We start from the raw sequence: 18,440 nt of genomic DNA on the forward strand, positions 1-18,440 counted from the left end.
AGGCCGGATTTGTCTCAATACGTTTTATTATAACAGCATTTATGTTATTTGTCTGCCCCAGGAACATTTTCGTATCAGGAATACAGATACATATGAAACCGCCGCAATTCCGATAATTAGAAGCGGAATCGCTGCCCACGCCGTAAAATCCCCAGGCTCCATATATTTTTTATAATTGTCCAGAAAGAGGATATGGATTAGATAGATACCAAATGAGCAGGAACAAATACGGTCGATCCAGCTTTTAAGTCTTCCCTCTGGTTCAAACCGGCATTTTTTAAACCGAATTGCCCAGAGAAAGAACGCTGCTGAACCGGCTACTATAAACGGACAGCCATATTCTAAAACCTTCTCGCAATGTTCCCCTGTCTGTACTGTCATTCCGGCAGTTATGCCGAATACAGCAGCCATGTTTGCCGCAAATATAAGAAATGCCGTCCTCTGCCCAAGTCGAATATGCTTTCTATACCGATAGATATAATATCCGATAAATACATAATACATATAGACTTTATCTCCGATTAACGGCAAATCATAGTAAGCCTCCTCGTGGACAAGCGAAGAGACATAATTGAAGATTGTCGTCACACTGATCACTGCCAGAAATGCGTATTCCAGCTTTATTCCCATAAACCGGCACATAACCTGCAAAAAAGGAATCACCAGGTAAATGGGAATCATCGCATACAAATACCACAGATGCGGTTCCGCAGGCACATACAAAATATCACCCAAATCATACGGGGTTTTCATATAAAATGTGTTCCACAGGTAATAGACAATGCTCCACACCACCAAAGCCACCACAAACCGCAAAAGCCTCCTGACATGTTTTTCAAGCGGCTCTTCCCTTCCCAGAAGAAGCGCTCCGGTAATCATAAAAAAGCATGGAACACTCACCCGTGCCACTGTATCTAATACCAGAGAAAAATAGTATTCCCCGGCAGAAATTTCTCCATACGCACGGCAAAAATAATTCGTTACATGAATGGCAATCACAAAAAGAAAGGAAACCATTCGGATGAACTCCAGATTATAATCCCTTTTTCTTATCTTCGGCTTTTCCTTCATTTCTTTTTTTCCTCTTGCTTCCCTTTCTCAAAAATGTACCCTTGACGACCGCACCTTTTCCAAAGCGTGCATTTAGCTCTTCTACGGCCGCGTTTAGTTTCTTATGCTTCTCATCCGTAGGTTTGGGCATCTCTACATCAAATATGGTAATCTGTTCCGGCTCTGTTTCATCTACCAGCTTTGCTGTTCGGATTCCAAGAAGCCTTACCGGTTCTCCGTTCCATACCTCTTTAAACAGACGGAGCGCTGTTTCATATAAAATTTGAGGTTTATTTGTCGGTCTGTCTAACTGCATTTGATGAGAAATCGTCTGAAAATCATAGTATTTGATTTCCATACTTACCATATATGCTTTCTGTCCCGCTTTTTTCAGCCTCATTCCCACACTGTCCGCCAGTCTGTCAAAAACCTGCTGTATCTCTTCTAAGGTTCTCGCGTCCTCTGACAGAGTCGTTGAATTTCCGATTCCTTTTGCCTCTGTCTGCTCTGACTGCACCAGGGAGTGATCGATGCCGTTGGCAAATTCCCAGAGCATTTTCCCATGACTTTTTAAATGCAGCGCTATCAGCTTTGGATCCGCCTGCGCTAAATCCCCTATCGTCTGAATTTCCAGCTTTTTTAACGTCTCTACACTGGAATGTCCCGCCATATATAATTCCCCGATTGGCAGCGGCCACATTTTCACCTGAATTTCTTCTGGAAATAATGTATGTACTTTATCTGGTTTCTCAAAATCCGATGCCATTTTCGCCAACAGCTTGTTTGTAGAGATTCCAATGTTCACTGTGAATCCAAATTTTTCCCGTATTCCATTCTTTATCTCAAAGGCAGCATCTACACAGGAAGGATACTTTCCTGCTATAGATGTAAAATCCATGTAGCACTCATCTATGCTGACCTGTTCTATCTCCTTTGTATATGTCTTAAGATATGTGATCAGACGCCGGCTTTTTTCCTTGTACATCGCGCGATCTGGCGCTTCCATCACCAGGTTTGGACACTTACGAAAGGCATTCGCAACGGGTTCCCCCGTGCGGATGCCATATCGTTTTGCAGGCAGAGACTTCGCAAGCACTACACCTCGGCGTGCTTTCTGATCGCCGCCGATAATCGCCGGTATCGTACGTAAGTCCTGCTTTGCACCACTTTTCAATTGCTCTACTGCCGTCCAGCTTAAATAGGCCGAGTTGACGTCAATATGGAAAATGGTAGGTCTCATGCAATAACCTGTCCTTTCACCCTCGCCTCTAGTTTTCCGTCAGAAGCATCTATTATGATAGTATCCTCTCTTCCTACATTCCCTGCAAGAATCAATCTTGCTGCCAGTGTCTCTACGTTTTTCTGCAGGTATCTCTTAAGCGGTCTTGCCCCGTACATCGGATCATATCCGCCTTCTACGACAAAACTCTTCGCAGCCTCTGTCAGTTCTATTCTTAGTTCTTTCTCCTGAAGACGTCTGTTGACATCCGCTATTAACAAATCAATGATCGCACGAATATTTGTTTTCGTCAATGGTTTGAACATGATTATTTCATCCAATCTGTTTAAAAATTCCGGTCTGAAATGTCCTCTCAAATCGTGCATTACCATCTCTTGGCTGCGTTCCTCTATCGTTCCGTCTTCCCGAATTCCTTCCAACAAATATCCTGCACCGATATTGGAGGTCATAATCAGTATCGTATTCTTAAAGTCTACTGTGCGTCCCTGTGAATCTGTAATACGCCCGTCGTCCAACACTTGAAGCAGTACATTAAATACATCCGGATGTGCCTTTTCAATCTCGTCAAACAATACAACGGAATATGGTTTTCTTCTGACTGCTTCCGTAAGCTGTCCTCCCTCGTCATATCCTACATATCCCGGAGGCGCTCCGATAAGTCGGGATACAGAATACTTTTCCATATACTCGCTCATATCAATGCGAACCATATTGTTCTCGTCATCAAACAAATCTGCGGCAAGCGCTTTGGCAAGCTCTGTTTTTCCAACCCCCGTAGGGCCTAGAAACAAGAAAGAACCGATTGGTTTAGAAGGGTCTTTGATCCCTGCCTTAGAACGGATAATCGCCTCTGTCACCAATTCCACGCCTTCCTCCTGTCCGATCACACGCTTGTGCAGCTCCTCTGCAAGATGGAGTGTTTTATTTCTCTCACTTTCGTTTAATTTTGCTACCGGAATTCCTGTCCATCTGGATATGATTCTTGCAATTTCTTCCTCTGTAACAGCTTCGTGAACCAGACTTAAATCCTTTGCCTTTACCTTTTCTTCCTCGTCCTCCAACTGTTTTTGAAGCTGTGGAAGCTTTCCATACTGAAGCTCTGCCGCCTTGTTCAAATCATATTCCCGCTGTGCCTTTTGTATTTCCTTATTTACCTGCTCTATTTCTTCGCGAATTTTCTGCACCCGTTCAACGGAGGTCTTTTCATTTTCCCACTGTACCTTCTTTCCCGCATACTCTTCTTTTAGTTCAGACAGTTCTTCCTGAAGATGCTCCAGCCGTTCTCTGCTTAAGCGATCCTCTTCTTTTTTCAATGCCTCTTCCTCAATCTCCAGTTGCATAACCCGTCTTCTAAGTTCGTCCAGCTCTGTAGGCATGGAATCCAGCTCCGTCTTTATCAGCGCACACGCCTCATCTACTAGGTCGATCGCTTTATCCGGCAGGAAACGATCGGATATATACCGGTTCGATAGGGTTGCCGCAGCTACCAATGCACTGTCTGTAATCTTCACTCCATGAAATACTTCATAACGTTCTTTTAACCCGCGCAGAATCGATATTGCATCTTCCACAGTAGGCTCCTCTACCATGACAGGCTGGAAACGGCGTTCCAACGCCGCGTCTTTTTCAATATACTGTCTGTATTCGTCCAGCGTTGTCGCACCGATACAGTGTAATTCTCCCCGCGCAAGCATTGGCTTTAGCATATTTCCTGCATCCATTGCACCGTCTGTTTTTCCTGCTCCTACGATTGTATGCAGCTCATCGATAAACAGAATAATTTTTCCGTCGCTGTTCTTTACTTCCTCTAATACTGCCTTTAATCGCTCTTCAAATTCTCCGCGGTATTTTGCCCCTGCTACCAGCGCTCCCATATCCAGGGAAAAAATCGTCTTCTCCTTAAGGCCCTCCGGAACATCCCCACTGACAATTCTCTGTGCAAGTCCTTCTACTACTGCTGTTTTGCCGACACCCGGCTCCCCTATCAAGACAGGGTTATTCTTTGTCTTACGCGAGAGGATTCGGACTACATTACGGATTTCTTCATCCCTTCCTATGACTGGATCCAATTTCTGGTCCCGCGCCCGTTCCACCAGATCTTGCCCGTATTTATTCAATGTGTCATACGTCGCTTCTGGATTATCACTGGTCACCTTCTGGTTTCCGCGCACAGTAGAAAGCGCCTGCAAAAAGCCCTCTCTGCTGATCCCAAACTCTCTGAAAAGTGGTTTTACGTCTCTGCCTGCATATTTCAGCAGGGATAAAAACAAATGCTCAACAGATACATATTCATCTCCCATCTGCTTCGCCTCATCTTCTGCGTGTATCAGGACATTGTTCAAATCCTGGCCTACAAATACCTGTCCTCCCTGTACTTTTGGACGTTTGCGCAGCAACTCCTCCGTCCGGTTGACAAACAGAGACCCTTGAATACTCATTTTCTCAAGCAGTTTTAAAATAAGACTGTCATCCTGCGTGACAAGAGCATACAAAAGATGTTCCTGTGCAAGCTCCTGGTTTCCATATTCATAAGCCAATTTCTCGCAGGACTGCACCGCCTGCATAGAATTCTGCGTAAATTTATTTATGTTCATAGCAAATCCTCCTTTACTATTCGTTTCATTGTTCTATAAGTAATATAGCAATGATTGTTAGCACTGTCAAGCATCGAGTGCTAATTTTAGATATTGTTTATACTTTATTATACTTATTCCTTGATAATCTTAAAATCGCATAAAGATTGTATTCCTTCTATTGACATCTGACAACCCTAATATTAATATTGGGTTGTCAATACTTGAATATATAAGGAGCGCTATTATGAGAATTTCAAAAAACATCCCCATCTATGGCCGCGTCGCCTACGATATTGCCTCACAGATTGCGAACGGAAAGCTGGTGGAGGGGCAGCGCTTTTCCGGACGTTCTTTGATGGGTTCCCAATATGGGGTATCTTCTGAGACAATCCGGCGTGCCATGAATTTACTTTCTAATATGAATATAATCGAAATTCAACAAAATGTAGGCGCGACCGTTATATCTCGGCAGAATGCACTTGTCTATGTGGAGCAATACAAGGTAGACAACGATTTAAGAGCCTTGAAATCCCAGCTAAAAGAGTTGACTTCCCAAAGAGATCAGCTAAACCGAGATATTTATGATACCTTCTTAAAAATCATGGATTTAGAGGAACGTTTTAAGGACAGTGAGCAGCTTAAGACCTATGAATTTACTGTTCGTGCAGACAGCAAGGCAGCCGGAAAGACACTCGCTGACATACAATTCAGGCAGAGCACCGGCGGTACAGTTGTCGCTATCCGAAGAGACGGGAAGGTACAGCTCTCCCCTGATTCAGAAACTACGCTGTATATCGGCGATGTTCTTGTCGTAGCATGCAATGTAGCCAGCATCAGCTATATCACAGAACTCGTCGGCTGATTCTAATTTTTACTATATTATGTACAGGAGGACTTTTATTTATGAAAAAGATTTTATCTCTTACCGTCGCCTCCATACTGCTGTCGGGCACTTTTTTCTCCATTGTTCCCGCTGTTCAAACAGAGGCGGCAGAGACAAAAGAAAAACAGGAGATTGTTTTTGCCGATGTAGGCTGGGATTCTGTGAAGCTCAACAACGCCATTGCAGGGCTGATCGCCGAAGAGGTCTTTGGATATACCTGGGTGGAAGTACCCGGTTCTACCCCTATCACCCATGAAGCATTGATGAAAAATGAAATCGATGTAAATATGGAGGAATGGACAAATAATATTCCGACCTATCAAAGCGATCTGGAGGACGGCACTTTTACAGAGCTTGGAATCAATTTTGACGATAATTACCAGGGATTGTATATCCCTAAGTATGTAGCTGATAAATATCCAGATCTCAAAACCGTTCAGGATCTGGAAAAATATCCGGAACTCTTTCCAGATCCGGAAGATACCTCCAAAGGAATCATCTATGGCGGAATTCCTGGCTGGGAAGCTACTGAAATTATGCAAAAGAAGATAGATGCCTACGGTCTGGATCAGTATTATAACTACCTCGTTCCAGGCAGCAATGCCGCCTTAGACTCTACAATTACTTCCGCCTGGGACAAAGAAGAGCCTTTTGTCGCATATTACTGGGAGCCCACATGGCTCATGGGAAAATATGATCTGGTTTTGCTTGAAGACAGCCCCTATGATCCCAATACTTATCACGACGGTATCGGTGCGTACCCTGCTGTGACTGTAACCGTAGCTGCAAGTAATGAATTTGCCAAATCCAATCCCGAATTTTGTGAATTTTTATCTAACTATCACACCGGTTCCGAACTCATCAGCGAGGGACTTGCCTATATGCAGAAAAACGATCCGGATGACCATGAAGCGGCCGCAAAATATCTTTTAAAGCAGCATCCCGAATTGATAGAAGAATGGCTCACTTCAGAACAGGCAGAACTGCTCAATGCCTGCTTAGCGAAAGACTCCAAAAGCGGTGATAGCTCCGATTGGCTCTTTCATTTTCCAGTCGTATTCAGCCCGGATACAGCAGCAATCGACAGCGCCGTGCGTGAATTTGCTGTCGCGGCAGATTCCGTGCTCCAGGCAGTCCAAAACGTTCTCGGAGGCCTGGTGAATTTGTTTAAATGGCTGCTGTCACATATCCCTTGGTTCTTGCTTCTCCTCCTTGTCTTTTTACTTGGATGGAGGGTTCGCCGCCGGATACGCAGCGGAATTCTATATGCGGCCATATTAAGTCTGGTCGGCATAGTAGGTTACTGGGATGAGATGCTGCTGACGCTTTCTATTGTACTGGCAAGCGTTGTGATCGCTCTCCTGCTGGGTCTCCCTGTAGGTATCCTGATCTCTAATTCTCAAAGAGCAAACCGGATTGTACGTCCTATTCTGGATACAATGCAGACTATGCCTGTATTCGTCTACTTGATTCCGGCGCTTCTTCTGTTCGGCATGGGCAATGCATCCGCAGTGATCGCAACAGTGATCTATGCGATTGTGCCTGTCATCCGTTTAACCAGCCTGGGAATTCGCCAGGTAGACAAAGAAGTCGTCGAGGCTGCGCGTTCCTTTGGCTCAACCAGGTGGCAGACTCTGTTTAAAGTACAGATACCGCAGGCAGTTCCTACAATTATGACCGGCGTGAATCAAACGTTAATGATGGCTATGGCAATGGTCGTTACTTGTTCTATGATCGGCGCTCGTGGTCTTGGCATGGAGGTGTTAAACGCAGTCAACCGTATCGAAATCGGACGCGGGCTTATTGCCGGCAGCTGTGTTGTTATCCTCGCCGTCGTGTTAGATCGTCTTACACAGGGCTGGTTCAACAAAAATAGTGACAATACAGACAACGGAAATGAAGAGTAAAAGCTGGAGGAGAATATATGGATAGGAATGAAAATGTAATCGAAGTGCACCATGTAAGCAAATTATATGGATTAAATAAAACAGAAGCTGTGCGGCTTATGGAGGCGGGCAGTCAAAAGAAAGAGGTGCAGAAAAAAACAGGGGTATCTGTGGCATTGTGGGATATTAATCTGGAAATTCCCCGCGGACAGATCTTCGTTATCATAGGTCTGTCTGGCTCTGGAAAATCTACACTCGTCCGGTGTTTTAACCGGCTGAATAAACCTACCTCCGGTTCTGTCTGCTTCAACGGAAGGGATCTTTCTAAGCTTTCCAAAAAAGAGCTGCTTACATTTCGCCGCAACAATATTTCTATGGTTTTTCAGTCCTTCGGACTGATGAGTCATCGGGATGTTCTGGGAAATGTCGCCTATGGTCTTGAAGTCAAAGGAGTTTCCAAGGCCGAGCGCGAAAAAAAGGCAATGGAAGTCATCTCAATGGTCGGTCTATCCGGCTGGGAGCATCAGTCCTGCAAAAATCTTTCCGGCGGTATGCGCCAGCGTGTCGGTATCGCACGCGCACTTGCCAATGACCCAGATGTACTTTTGATGGATGAGCCGTTTTCTGCACTGGATCCTCTCGTTCGGCAGGATATGCAGTTTGAACTTCTTCAAATACAGCGTAAGCTTAAAAAAACAGTGATATTTATTACCCATGATATTGATGAAGCGTTTAAGCTTGGAGACACTGTGGCAATTATGAAAGATGGAAAATTAGTCCAGGTTGACACTCCGGAGCAGATGAGTGAACACCCTGCCAATGAATATGTAGAAGCCTTTATCAATAATGCAGATAAGTCTCATGTGCTCTGTGTCCACAACATCATGATCACACCAAAGGCATTGATCCAGACAGATGATGGGCCAGAACACGCCATTCGTGTAATGAATAAAAATGAACTGTCTACCGTATATGTCGTAGATAAGGATCTGCGCCTTGCCGGAGTTCTCACCATCAATGACGCTCTGCGCGCCAGAAAGGAGCATCTCCTCATCACAGATATTATGGAAAAGGAAATACCCGTAGTAGATACCGATACCCTGGTAGCAGATATTATGGCCTTGGCTGCCTCGGCGCATTACCCAATCGCCGCTGTAGGAAAAGACGGGCAACTCAAGGGTATTGTGACAAAGGCAAAGGTATTGTCCTCATTGGCGTAACTTATTTTTCTCTAAAGCAACAGGCCTGTGCACGTAATCCGTACACAGGCCTGCCGTCTTTTTTCTGACTTCGTCCCGAATCTGTATTTGATTCTTTATAGCCTTTCACTACTATCATTCATAAACTTATACTCCGCCACAGAACGGTCAAATCCTTTGATATGTCTATATAGCCATTCAATCACATTTTTATTTACCTGCTCTACAAAAGCGTCCGACGGCCCTTCTTCCTCTTCCAGCATATTATAAAGCTCCTTTACGACATTTCTCAATTTATCATGCTCTTTCTTATGTTCTGCGATTCCCGGATACTGAATAGACTCCTGCAGCTTTTCCTCCTCTCCAAAGTGGAATTCTGTATAATCTGCGAGATAATCCAGTGTCTTTACTGCCACCAGCTTGTCTTTTGTAGTCTCACAGCTATCCAGAAGCTTATTGATTTTGTCAATCAGTTCCTTGTGCTGTGAATCAATCATTTCATTTCCTGTTACTAAGCTTTCATCAAATTCTGCTCTCATAAATATTACCTCCTAAACTTCTCCGTTTTTAAATTTCATTATCATTTCATTGGTCAGGCTATCCCGTGAGCTTTTTACCGGAATATCTTCCCGTTCAAACCATTCTGCCAGAGCCAGCTCCTCTTTGTCAAGTATAATTGTATCTTCTCCGTCCAAATCACAGTAAAATCCCATTAGCAGTGTATCTGTGAAAGACCAGGGCTGGCTCTTATAATAGCGGATATTTTTTACCTTTAGCCCCACCTCTTCCATAACTTCCCTCTTAACTGTCTCCTCCACAGTTTCACCAATCTCTGTATATCCGGCCAAAAGCGCGTATTTTCTGAATGCTCTGTCTGCATATTTTGATAGTAGGATTCGGTTTTTGTCCGTCACTCCGATGATGACCGCCGGACATATTTTCGGGAATTCCATATTCCGACATTCCTCACAGTAGACCATTCTTTCCTTCTTGTCCATTTTCATAAGATGTCCGCATCTTCCACAATACTTATGTGATTGATACCAGTTAAAAAGCTGAAATCCTGTAATCCCTGCAAACGCACGATACTGTGGTTCTCCCGTTCTAAAGATCTCTGTATTCTCGAGGGTAAAATCGGACAGCCGTTCTCTGCTGATTCCTTTTACGAGATAATACCGTTCCTTGTCAATTGTAAATAAATATATGTAATCCTGATATATATCTTCATTTAAACGTTCTAAGTCTCGAAACCTTGGAAATTCTATTCCTTCCCTTGTCTTCCTTAATAATACCGTATGTTCCTCATAATACAGTGCGATGCTGTCCCTTTCAGGAGGAACAGGTCTGTATTGATTGTCATAGCTGTGCGGTGCAATGTCTTGTATCATTTGTCCGTCTCCTGTTTTCTTTTTATTTCTGTATTCTGCCTTTTCAAGCCTGCCTTATTATTATACCGCCCAGTCCCAAAAATACAAGTATCCGAACACAATGAAAAAAGAATACTCCCGAGAAAGATAAACACATCTCCCAGATTAAACGTAATATTTCCGCTTCCTTTTTTACCGTTCACAGCTATATAATCTACAACATATCCGCGCGCCCACCTGTCCAGCGTATTGCTCCACGCACCCCCTGCCAGAAGGGTCAGGCCTGCTTTTTCACAGAGCTGTCCCTTCTTCTCAAAGGTAAATACCTGGCGAAAAGCAAGTACCAAGCAAAGAAACAAAGAAAGGATACGCACAACATCTGGACGGCTGTCAAACAAATTCATACACGCCCCTTTATTGTGTGCTTTTCTGACAATTATCCTTCTGCCAAGCTTTTTTTCTTCCTGATCTTCTACATGCTTTTCTACATAATTTTTTATTATCTGATCTGCCGCAGCCAGCAGTCCTGCTGCCCCTGCTCCTTTAATTATCCCCGCCATCTTGCCTCCTCCTGGCAGAAAAACTCCTCTTACTGCTTATTTTCCTGTATCTTTTTCAGCTTTATCTGCTACATCAGACGCTTTTCTTGCTACCTTTTCTGCCGTATCTGCAACCTTCTCCGCTGCCTTGTGCACCATATCCACCGTTTTTTCCACTGCCTTATCCGCTGTATCGGCCGTCTTCTGTGCCGCCTTATCTGCCGCATCTGCCGTTTTTTGTACCGCCTTGTCCATCGCTTCGGCTGTCTTATGCGCCGCCTTATCTGCTGCGTCTGCTGTCTTCTGTGCTGCCTTTCCCGCTGCATCTGCTGTTCTTTGCGCTGCCTTGTCCACTGCCTCTGCTGTTCTCTGCGCTGTCTTTCCCGTCATATCTGCTGCCTCCTGTGCTGTTTCTGCTGCTTTTTCTTTTACTTTCTCCGAAAATTCTCCTTCTGCCTCTTTTTCTATCTTTTCTCCACAATATGGGCAAAATGACATCTCCTTTGCTGCCATCCTGCCACACGCATGACATTTTACTGCTCCTCTTACTTCCACGATTTTATGCTGGTATTCTCTTATACTGTCCTCCCTGTTTTCAATCGCTTCACAGTAAGCTGCCACCTCTTCTTCTACTTTCTTATTTTTCCTATAAAGGCGGTATATTATGTTTCCAATCTCTGTCAAATCTTTTTCATTCTCCCGTTCCAGAGAACGGATCTGATTTCTCAAACGCTGTATCTCCACCGCCTCACCGGCCTTATTCGCCACCGTTTCTGCTGTTTCACCAATCCTTTTTCCTAAATCCTCAAAAAAATCTTTCATGCTGTCGTCTCCCTTCATTTCACAGTCTGTCTTATCCAACATACAGACCGTCTTTTTCAATATATACCGCTTTGAACTTATATACATTATACCCCACTATCTGTCAACTTCAACCATATCATTTCCGAATTTACATTTTTATAATATTTTCTCTTCTTTCGCATATATTATCACAAAGTCTATTTACGAAGAGGTCTCCATGACAAATGAAACAAAATGTAAGGAATGGATTCTTTCTGAAGATTACCGAGATTTTATTATAAATGAAAACCGCACTCCCTTTTTAGAAAATATTGCACAGAACCCTGTCTGTGAACAGTATGCCGGCTTTGACTACCGCTGCATCTATCTGCCTGCACTCCAGGCAGGAACTCTTACCAGCAAGCAGTTTTCTTATAACTCGATTCCTAAATGTTACGCTCCGCTTAGCATGGACACACTCAATCAGGCTGGAATTCTTCCCATCCAAAATTATCCCACCTTGCAATTAAAAGGAAATGGCATTTTGATCGGTTTTATAGACAGCGGAATTGATTATACAAACACTGTATTCAGAAATCTGGACGGTTCTACCCGTATTGCCGCAATCTGGGATCAGACAATCCAAACCGGCACTCCGCCCGATGGATTTTTATATGGCTCTGAATACACACAGAATGACCTCAATGATGCGCTCGCTCTAGACAATCCCCTTTCCGTTGTTCCTACCAGAGATGAAATCGGTCATGGCACATTTCTCGCCAGTCTCGCAGCAGGTTCTGCCGAACCCTCCCGCCAATTTTTAGGCGCAGCTCCTGAATCTACATTGGCCGTAGTCAAATTAAAACCCGCAAAGCAATACTTAAAGGAATATTATTATATCCCCGATGATACGATATGCTATCAGGAAAACGATATTATGCTTGCCCTGAAATATCTAAACGACCTGGCTGATTCTTTGGGTATGCCTCTTGTTCTTTGCATCGCACTCGGCACCAGTATGGGCGGACATATCGGCTCTCTTCCCCTGTCGACACTGATTGATGACTACAGCAGCTCCGCCAACCGAATTCCCGTAATAGGAGTAGGAAATGAGGCAGACAAAAGACATCATTATTACAATGAAATACTGGATAATAAAGATACAAAAACCGTAGAAATAAGAGTCGGGGAAAATGTCTCTGGATTTACAATGGAGCTGTGGACAGAAATCCCGAATTTTCTGTCCATCTCCCTGATTTCTCCCTCCGGAGAATCCACTTCTACGCTTCCTGTTCGGGTAAATGAAATTACAGAATTAAACTTTCTGTTTGAGCGCACTACCGTAAATATTGACTATCGGATTCTCGTAGAGCAGACAAATTCAGAACTTATTTCTTTTCGTTTTACAGCGCCTGCTCCTGGAATCTGGAAATTGGTTGTAGAACCTCTGCGCGTTATAGATGGCCGTTTCCATATCTGGCTCCCACTTACTGAATTTATAAGCGGAGAGGTGTACTTCTTAAATCCAGATCCTTACTATACGCTGACCAATCCGGCTAATACCTCAAAGCCTGTCATTGTCTCCTATTATAATGGTACAACAAACGGTCTTGCCTTATCCTCAGGAAGAGGATATACCCGTACCAATCTTATCAATCCCAGCATCACCGCGCCCGGGATTGAAGTCGAAGGTGCCCTGCCTGACGGCCGATTTGCTGTCCGTTCCGGTTCCAGCATTGCGACAGCTATAACCGCAGGGAGCACTGCCCTGCTATTGGAATGGATTCTATTTCACCTGGGGAACCCCAGTATTGACTCTTATCAGATAAAGAGTCTGATGATTCTCGGCGCCGTCCGTCCTGCCGGCATGGACTATCCAAACCGTGAATGGGGATACGGACAGTTAAACCTGTACAATTCTCTTGAAGAAATGAGGCAGCTATGATCGATAAAGGGGAGATAAAAATCTCCCCTCATAAATACCTCTTTTATTTCTTTGAAAATAAATGTTTTATAAATACATATAATACGATGACAAACGCTATCAAATATCCCAGTGCTCCGAGCGCCGGAATCCCCCATATTTTCGGAGTCATGTCCGTCGTACAAATAATACTGGAACTGATTAGCAGAGCCATCACCCACAATCCCATCACTATGTTTCTTACCAGACGCCGCAAAAGCTCTGACAAATCCTCGGCAGCATGGAGATCCAGATTTACCCGTGTCTGCCCTTTCATATGCCCGCGCAGAATATCCGCTGTCAGGGAAGGAATATCCATCGCCTTTCTCAAAGATTTATAAAAGCTTTTTCCACCGCTTTTTAATTCCTTCTTCAAATCCAGATTTTTAAAAAAGCTTCCTGCAATTCGTGCAGACGCAATGTCCACCATATTAATCTCCGGAGCAATGTCTGCCAAAACCCCTTCCATATGCGTCAATCCTCTTGCCAGCATTGTCAGTCCATGGGGCATTCTGATTTTATTTTCCTTCATAACATCCATTAAGTCTGTCATAACTTCTGCAACATTGATGCTTCCCATATCCGTATTTCCGTATTTTAGAAGCAGTCCGTCGATGTCTTCATACAATCTGCTTAGATCTGGTTTCTCTTTAAACTCTCCCAGTGCGAGTACCGCTTCTTGAATGAGTTCAATTTCGTGCAGGCCTACCCCCTGCACTGCTTTTCCAATCATTTCTCTGTCATGTTCCGTCAGCCTGCCCATCATTCCCATATCGAGCCAGATGATTTTCCCATCTCTGATTTTTACATTTCCAGAATGAGGATCCGCATGGAAAAAGCCATCTTCCATTACCTGCTTAATATAATTATCTACCAACTTGGTTCCGATTTCCTTTAAATCATACCCATACTTAAGCAGCCGTTCCTTATCGTCTATGCCACAGCCTTCAATATATTCCATTACGAGAACATAAGACGTCGTGTATTCCTGGTACAGCACCGGAGTTCCCACAAAGGCGACATCTCTGTTGTTCCTGGCGAACTCTTCCATATTAGAAGCTTCCTTCAGAAAGTTCATCTCCTCGCGTGCCACTGCCCACAGCTCATCCAAAACCATATCTAAGTCTGCCAGGCCTTTCACGCTGACCGGCGGCATCAGATTCACCGCTTTGTGAAGCAGTGCAATATCCCGCGCCATCTTCTCATAGATCCCCTGTCTTTGCACCTTTACTACAACATCTCTGCCAGATTTTAAAACTGCCTTGTGTGCCTGTGCAATAGACGCAGAACCTAATGGTCGCTCCTCAATGCAGGAAAATATTTTCTGCCACGGGACCCCGTAAGATTTCTCCAATATTTCTGCTACCTCTTCGAACGGCATCGGAGAAACCTCCGTACGAAGTCTTGTCAGTTCCTCACAATATGCCTTTGGAAGAATATCAGAATGCATGGACATAATCTGTCCGATTTTAATAAATGTAGGCCCTAGATCTTCTAATATAAGCCGTAATTTTTCAGGCGTGATTCCCCTCGTTATCTCATGTTTCCTAAGTACCCCTGTAATTTCCTTAAGACGCAGGGAATACATGCCAGGTTCCTTTTTACTCATTCACTTTTTCCTTGTCCCGCACTTTCTTTGTCCGCGCCTTTTGTATCTGTTTTTTCTCTTTTTTGAATCTCTTCTTTCAGTGCTTTTATCTGCTCCGGTGTCATTTTGTCGAGGATCTCGTCCATTTCCTTTATTGCAGAACTCTTTTCTTCTGCATGGACATTCTCTTGCATCGTTTTCTTTATATTATGCTTCAGCTCCTCATTCAATACTTTGCCCTGTTCTACTGTCAACTCTCCCTTTTTTACCATCTCATCGAGCAGATCCTTAGATTTCTCGGCAGTGACTGCCACAGCTCCAATTCCTGCCAATAAAATTTTTTTAACATTTTCTCCTAATTTTTCCATTCTGTTCTCCTCTCCCACTTCAAACTAATGTGTTTCTTTTCTATTTTGTTCTTTCCTCTTATGTTCTGCCAAGGCTCCCTGTCAGCCCCGTATATTTCTGCCGGCTAAAACATAGAAAACAACTTAGGAACAAAAATCATACACCCCACAGCAGCAGCCATAATCGCCGCAATCAAAACAGCGCCTGCCGCCGTATCTTTTGCGACTTTCGCCAATGGCTTTTTCTCTTCTGTCACGAGATCCACAACTGCCTCGACTGCTGTATTGACAAGCTCAAGCGCCAGAATCATGCCAAATAAAATGAAGCAAATACACCACTCTGTCACAGATATATGAAGCAGTGTTCCCGCAAGAATTACCAATAACATTGCCACACAGTGCAGCTTCATATTTCGTTCCTTTGCAATCCCTGAAAAAATCCCTTCAAAAGCATATCCAAAGCTCTTATACAAGGGGGATTTTTCGCCTTTTCTCACATTTTCCACCTTCTCACTTTGTGTTTTCCTTACCCGTATTCTATCAGACATTCTCACGAAAGTAAACAAGCCAGAGGCGGCATAAGATATTCCTTCTTATGCCGCCTCTCTCATACAATTCTATCTTTTCTTATTGTCTTCACCGCGGATTTCCGCCGCATTCTCGTAGTAACTCGTCACACGTTCACTTTCAGGCACAAGCTGCTCTGGAGCCGGAGCTGTTCCCGGCGCAAATACAACTTTTAAAAGAATCGGAGTAATAATCGTCGTGATAACCACTACAATAATCACCGGCCCTAAAAATTCTGGACTCATAAGTCCTATAGAATCTCCTTTACTTGCAACAATCAATGCAACTTCCCCACGGGAGATCATTCCAACTCCTATTCGTTTTACCTGGTAATTTTTATAACCGCACAGCTTTGCTCCCAGACCACATCCGACTATCTTCGTCAAGATTGCAACAATCGTAAGTGTGACCGCAAATCCGATAATTGCCCCTGACATTTCCGGCAGTACAACCTTCAGACCAATACTTGCAAAGAAGACTGGGGAAAGAAGAAGATACGAAAGTGTGTCAAACTTACTTTCCAGATAATTTGCGCGGCGCACATTTGATATAATCAACCCTGCGATAAATGCTCCGGTAATGTCTGCTACACCAAAAACCTCTTCTGCTATATACGCCATAAGGAGGCAAAATACAAACGCTACAATGGTATGTCTGTGCAGTTCCTTCTTCGCATCATCCACCCATTTTTTATATAATTTGTAAAACAGAAACCCGATAATTCCTGAAAAGGCAAAAAATCCGACTATTTTCAACAGTACAACCGCCAGGCTCACGCTCGAGTCTGCAAGGCTTGTCACAATTGTCAAAGCAATGATGCCGAGTATATCATCTATAATCGCAGCTCCTAATATCGCATTTCCCGAATGTGTCTTTAATTTTCCAAGTTCCTTCAGTGTCTCTACACTGATGCTGACAGAAGTCGCCGTCAGTATTACCCCTATGAAAATATTCTGAAGAAATACACTGACATCTGCTGTCGATGCGATCATGTCCGGTCGGTTAAAAAACCATGCTACTCCAAATCCTCCGAGCAACGGAACAATAACACCACAAAGTGCTATCACAAAAGAAGCTTTTCCGCTTGCTTTCAGTTCCTTGATATCTGTTTCCATTCCGGCGCTGAACATCAGGACAATAACTCCGATCTCTGCCACTGACTTAATAAAAGAAGTCTCTGTAAGAACTCCAAAACCTGCCGGCCCCAAGACCAGACCTGCCAGAAGCGCTCCCACTACCTGCGGCATCTGCACTCTTCGCGTCAGAATTCCCAGAAATTTTGTACAAAGTAAAATAATTGCCAGATCTAATAAATAACCGTAACTGCTCATTCCTCTTCCCTCGCTCTTTCTGTACAATTTATCTCGAACAGATTAAGAATACTCCTTTTACTCCATTTTTTCAAGGTTTAATCTTATGAAACTTTATACAAAATCAAGTCTCCAAATGGAAATGAAAAAAGCAGTAATACACTTCTTTTGACGCCGCTTGCTTCCTCGTTAAATTTATACTTCTTCTGCCAATTTTTGAATGGTTTCTAAATCTTCTTCCAGCAGCTTAGCAATCTCTTCTGGAGAGTAGCCTTTTTTCATCTTCTTTAGAATCAACTCTTTTAATTTTTTTTGCTCTCCTTGCTTTTCTCCCAGCTTTAATCCCCTCTCCATTCCTTGTTCCATAGCGCTGCTCATCTGTGAATGATAGTCCCTAAGCGCTTTCTCTCTCGCTTCATATTCCAGCCTTGCTCTTTCATCTGCACTTAATTTCTCCAACGCCTCATAGGCTTCTCCCAGATATTTGTCTGTCTTTGCCATATATGCAAGCTCCTCTCTATTCCTCCCGCCTAAAAACCGCATCCACCGGATAATCCCTTCTTCATTTTGTTCCTCTTTAGGAATCTTCTTTAATTCTAAGATTTGAATTTCCAGCAGATCTGTATATCTTTCTGCCGTTTTTTCGTCACAGAAAGAAATTGTACGGCAGCATTCTTTGTCTTTCTCAAAATAGATAAAGTCTAAAATGCTGACATGGATGCATTTTTTAAGTTTTTTGTAGGGCTCTCCGCTTTTTAACTGGCTGGAAAACATTTTTGACAGATAAAACAAAATCCGCGCATCCCAATACGCAAAATATGCTACCTGCATTTCTATGTCCATCTGCGTCCCATTTTCCAGGCTCACCCTTACATCCAGAATTCCCAGCTTGTCGTCTGCATAATCCTGGGAGAGGGCAGAGGGAAGAAGGAAGGTTTCTTTAATTTCTTCTGGCTTGACCTTTAGAAGCGCTGCGATAAATCCCTGCCTTACCTGTTTGTTTTCCATGAGATTCTTAAAGCAAATGTCTACAGTGGGAAGCATAATAAATGTGTCGTTTTCGTGTGTCATACAGTCTCTCCTTTCCTGTATAGGAAACAGATACATCTGGAAAGGAGGTCTGTTTATTATTTATCTTAGCA

General features: G+C 43.6%; 16 protein-coding genes. 4 read left to right on the forward strand and 12 right to left on the reverse strand.

Annotated features, from left to right (window positions below; all coding sequences use genetic code 11):
* Window positions 1-39: 39 nt before the first annotated feature.
* From ACZ5C4_RS13670 to clpB, 3 genes are read right to left on the reverse strand one after another with little or no spacing between them, the layout of a single operon-like run.
* Window positions 40-1,071 (reverse strand): acyltransferase, encoded by a 1,032-nt coding sequence (locus ACZ5C4_RS13670; protein WP_464521494.1) that lies wholly within the window; start codon window positions 1,069-1,071, stop codon window positions 40-42.
* Complete coding sequence (locus ACZ5C4_RS13675; protein WP_464521495.1) at window positions 1,034-2,290, reverse strand: DNA polymerase Y family protein; 1,257 nt, start codon at window positions 2,288-2,290, stop codon at window positions 1,034-1,036. The genes ACZ5C4_RS13670 and ACZ5C4_RS13675 overlap by 38 nt, the downstream gene beginning before the upstream one ends.
* Complete coding sequence (clpB, locus tag ACZ5C4_RS13680) at window positions 2,287-4,884, reverse strand: ATP-dependent chaperone ClpB (protein WP_186876847.1); 2,598 nt, start codon at window positions 4,882-4,884, stop codon at window positions 2,287-2,289. Before clpB ends, ACZ5C4_RS13675 begins: the two co-directional genes overlap by 4 nt.
* Window positions 4,885-5,110: 226 nt before the next feature.
* Between clpB and ACZ5C4_RS13685 the strand changes: the two genes are divergently transcribed.
* The 3 genes from ACZ5C4_RS13685 to ACZ5C4_RS13695 are packed head-to-tail and all read left to right on the forward strand — an operon-like array spanning window position 5,111 to window position 8,855.
* Window positions 5,111-5,728, forward strand: coding sequence for a GntR family transcriptional regulator (locus tag ACZ5C4_RS13685; protein WP_464521496.1), 618 nt, complete (start codon window positions 5,111-5,113; stop codon window positions 5,726-5,728).
* Between the two features lie 41 nt (window positions 5,729-5,769).
* Window positions 5,770-7,656, forward strand: coding sequence for a glycine betaine ABC transporter substrate-binding protein (locus ACZ5C4_RS13690; RefSeq protein ID WP_464521497.1), 1,887 nt, complete (start codon window positions 5,770-5,772; stop codon window positions 7,654-7,656).
* 17 nt (window positions 7,657-7,673) lie between these two features.
* Complete coding sequence (locus ACZ5C4_RS13695) at window positions 7,674-8,855, forward strand: quaternary amine ABC transporter ATP-binding protein (protein ID WP_464521498.1); 1,182 nt, start codon at window positions 7,674-7,676, stop codon at window positions 8,853-8,855.
* Between the two features lie 95 nt (window positions 8,856-8,950).
* On the opposite strand, the gene ACZ5C4_RS13700 is transcribed toward ACZ5C4_RS13695, so the two are convergent.
* Genes ACZ5C4_RS13700 through ACZ5C4_RS13715 form a run of 4 tightly spaced genes read right to left on the reverse strand, consistent with a single transcriptional unit; the run spans window position 8,951 to window position 11,604 of the window.
* Complete coding sequence (locus ACZ5C4_RS13700; RefSeq protein ID WP_464521499.1) at window positions 8,951-9,373, reverse strand: bacteriohemerythrin; 423 nt, start codon at window positions 9,371-9,373, stop codon at window positions 8,951-8,953.
* 12 nt (window positions 9,374-9,385) lie between these two features.
* The gene (gene nudC / locus ACZ5C4_RS13705) at window positions 9,386-10,222 is read right to left on the reverse strand and encodes an NAD(+) diphosphatase (protein ID WP_464521500.1); all 837 of its coding nucleotides are present in this window, start codon (window positions 10,220-10,222) and stop codon (window positions 9,386-9,388) included.
* The gene (locus tag ACZ5C4_RS13710; protein WP_464521501.1) at window positions 10,219-10,761 is read right to left on the reverse strand and encodes a signal peptidase II; all 543 of its coding nucleotides are present in this window, start codon (window positions 10,759-10,761) and stop codon (window positions 10,219-10,221) included. The genes nudC and ACZ5C4_RS13710 overlap by 4 nt, the downstream gene beginning before the upstream one ends.
* Window positions 10,762-10,797: 36 nt before the next feature.
* Window positions 10,798-11,604, reverse strand: a complete 807-nt coding sequence (locus ACZ5C4_RS13715; RefSeq protein WP_464521502.1) for a zinc ribbon domain-containing protein — start codon at window positions 11,602-11,604, stop codon at window positions 10,798-10,800.
* Window positions 11,605-11,761: 157 nt separating this feature from the next.
* Here ACZ5C4_RS13715 and ACZ5C4_RS13720 point away from each other — a divergent pair, with 157 nt between their 5' ends.
* A complete protein-coding gene (locus tag ACZ5C4_RS13720; protein WP_464521503.1) occupies window positions 11,762-13,468 on the forward strand; it encodes a S8 family peptidase in 1,707 nt (568 codons plus the stop codon).
* Window positions 13,469-13,511: 43 nt separating this feature from the next.
* Here ACZ5C4_RS13720 and ACZ5C4_RS13725 read toward each other — a convergent pair whose 3' ends face one another.
* The 5 genes from ACZ5C4_RS13725 to ACZ5C4_RS13745 form a co-directional block, all read right to left on the reverse strand.
* Window positions 13,512-15,095 carry an ABC1 kinase family protein gene (locus ACZ5C4_RS13725; RefSeq protein WP_464521504.1) on the reverse strand — a complete coding sequence of 528 codons (1,584 nt, stop codon included), beginning with the start codon at window positions 15,093-15,095 and terminating at the stop codon, window positions 13,512-13,514.
* Complete coding sequence (locus tag ACZ5C4_RS13730; protein ID WP_464521505.1) at window positions 15,092-15,442, reverse strand: hypothetical protein; 351 nt, start codon at window positions 15,440-15,442, stop codon at window positions 15,092-15,094. The genes ACZ5C4_RS13725 and ACZ5C4_RS13730 overlap by 4 nt, the downstream gene beginning before the upstream one ends.
* 104 nt (window positions 15,443-15,546) lie before the next feature.
* Window positions 15,547-15,969 carry a diacylglycerol kinase family protein gene (locus ACZ5C4_RS13735; protein ID WP_464521506.1) on the reverse strand — a complete coding sequence of 141 codons (423 nt, stop codon included), beginning with the start codon at window positions 15,967-15,969 and terminating at the stop codon, window positions 15,547-15,549.
* 69 nt (window positions 15,970-16,038) lie between these two features.
* Entirely contained in the window at window positions 16,039-17,319 is a 1,281-nt protein-coding gene (locus ACZ5C4_RS13740) for a cation:proton antiporter (protein WP_464521507.1), read from the reverse strand.
* A gap of 174 nt (window positions 17,320-17,493) precedes the next feature.
* Entirely contained in the window at window positions 17,494-18,369 is an 876-nt protein-coding gene (locus tag ACZ5C4_RS13745) for an Rpn family recombination-promoting nuclease/putative transposase (protein WP_464521508.1), read from the reverse strand.
* Between the last annotated feature and the right edge of the window lie 71 nt (window positions 18,370-18,440).

It is taken from the genome of Mediterraneibacter flintii (assembly GCF_055387595.1).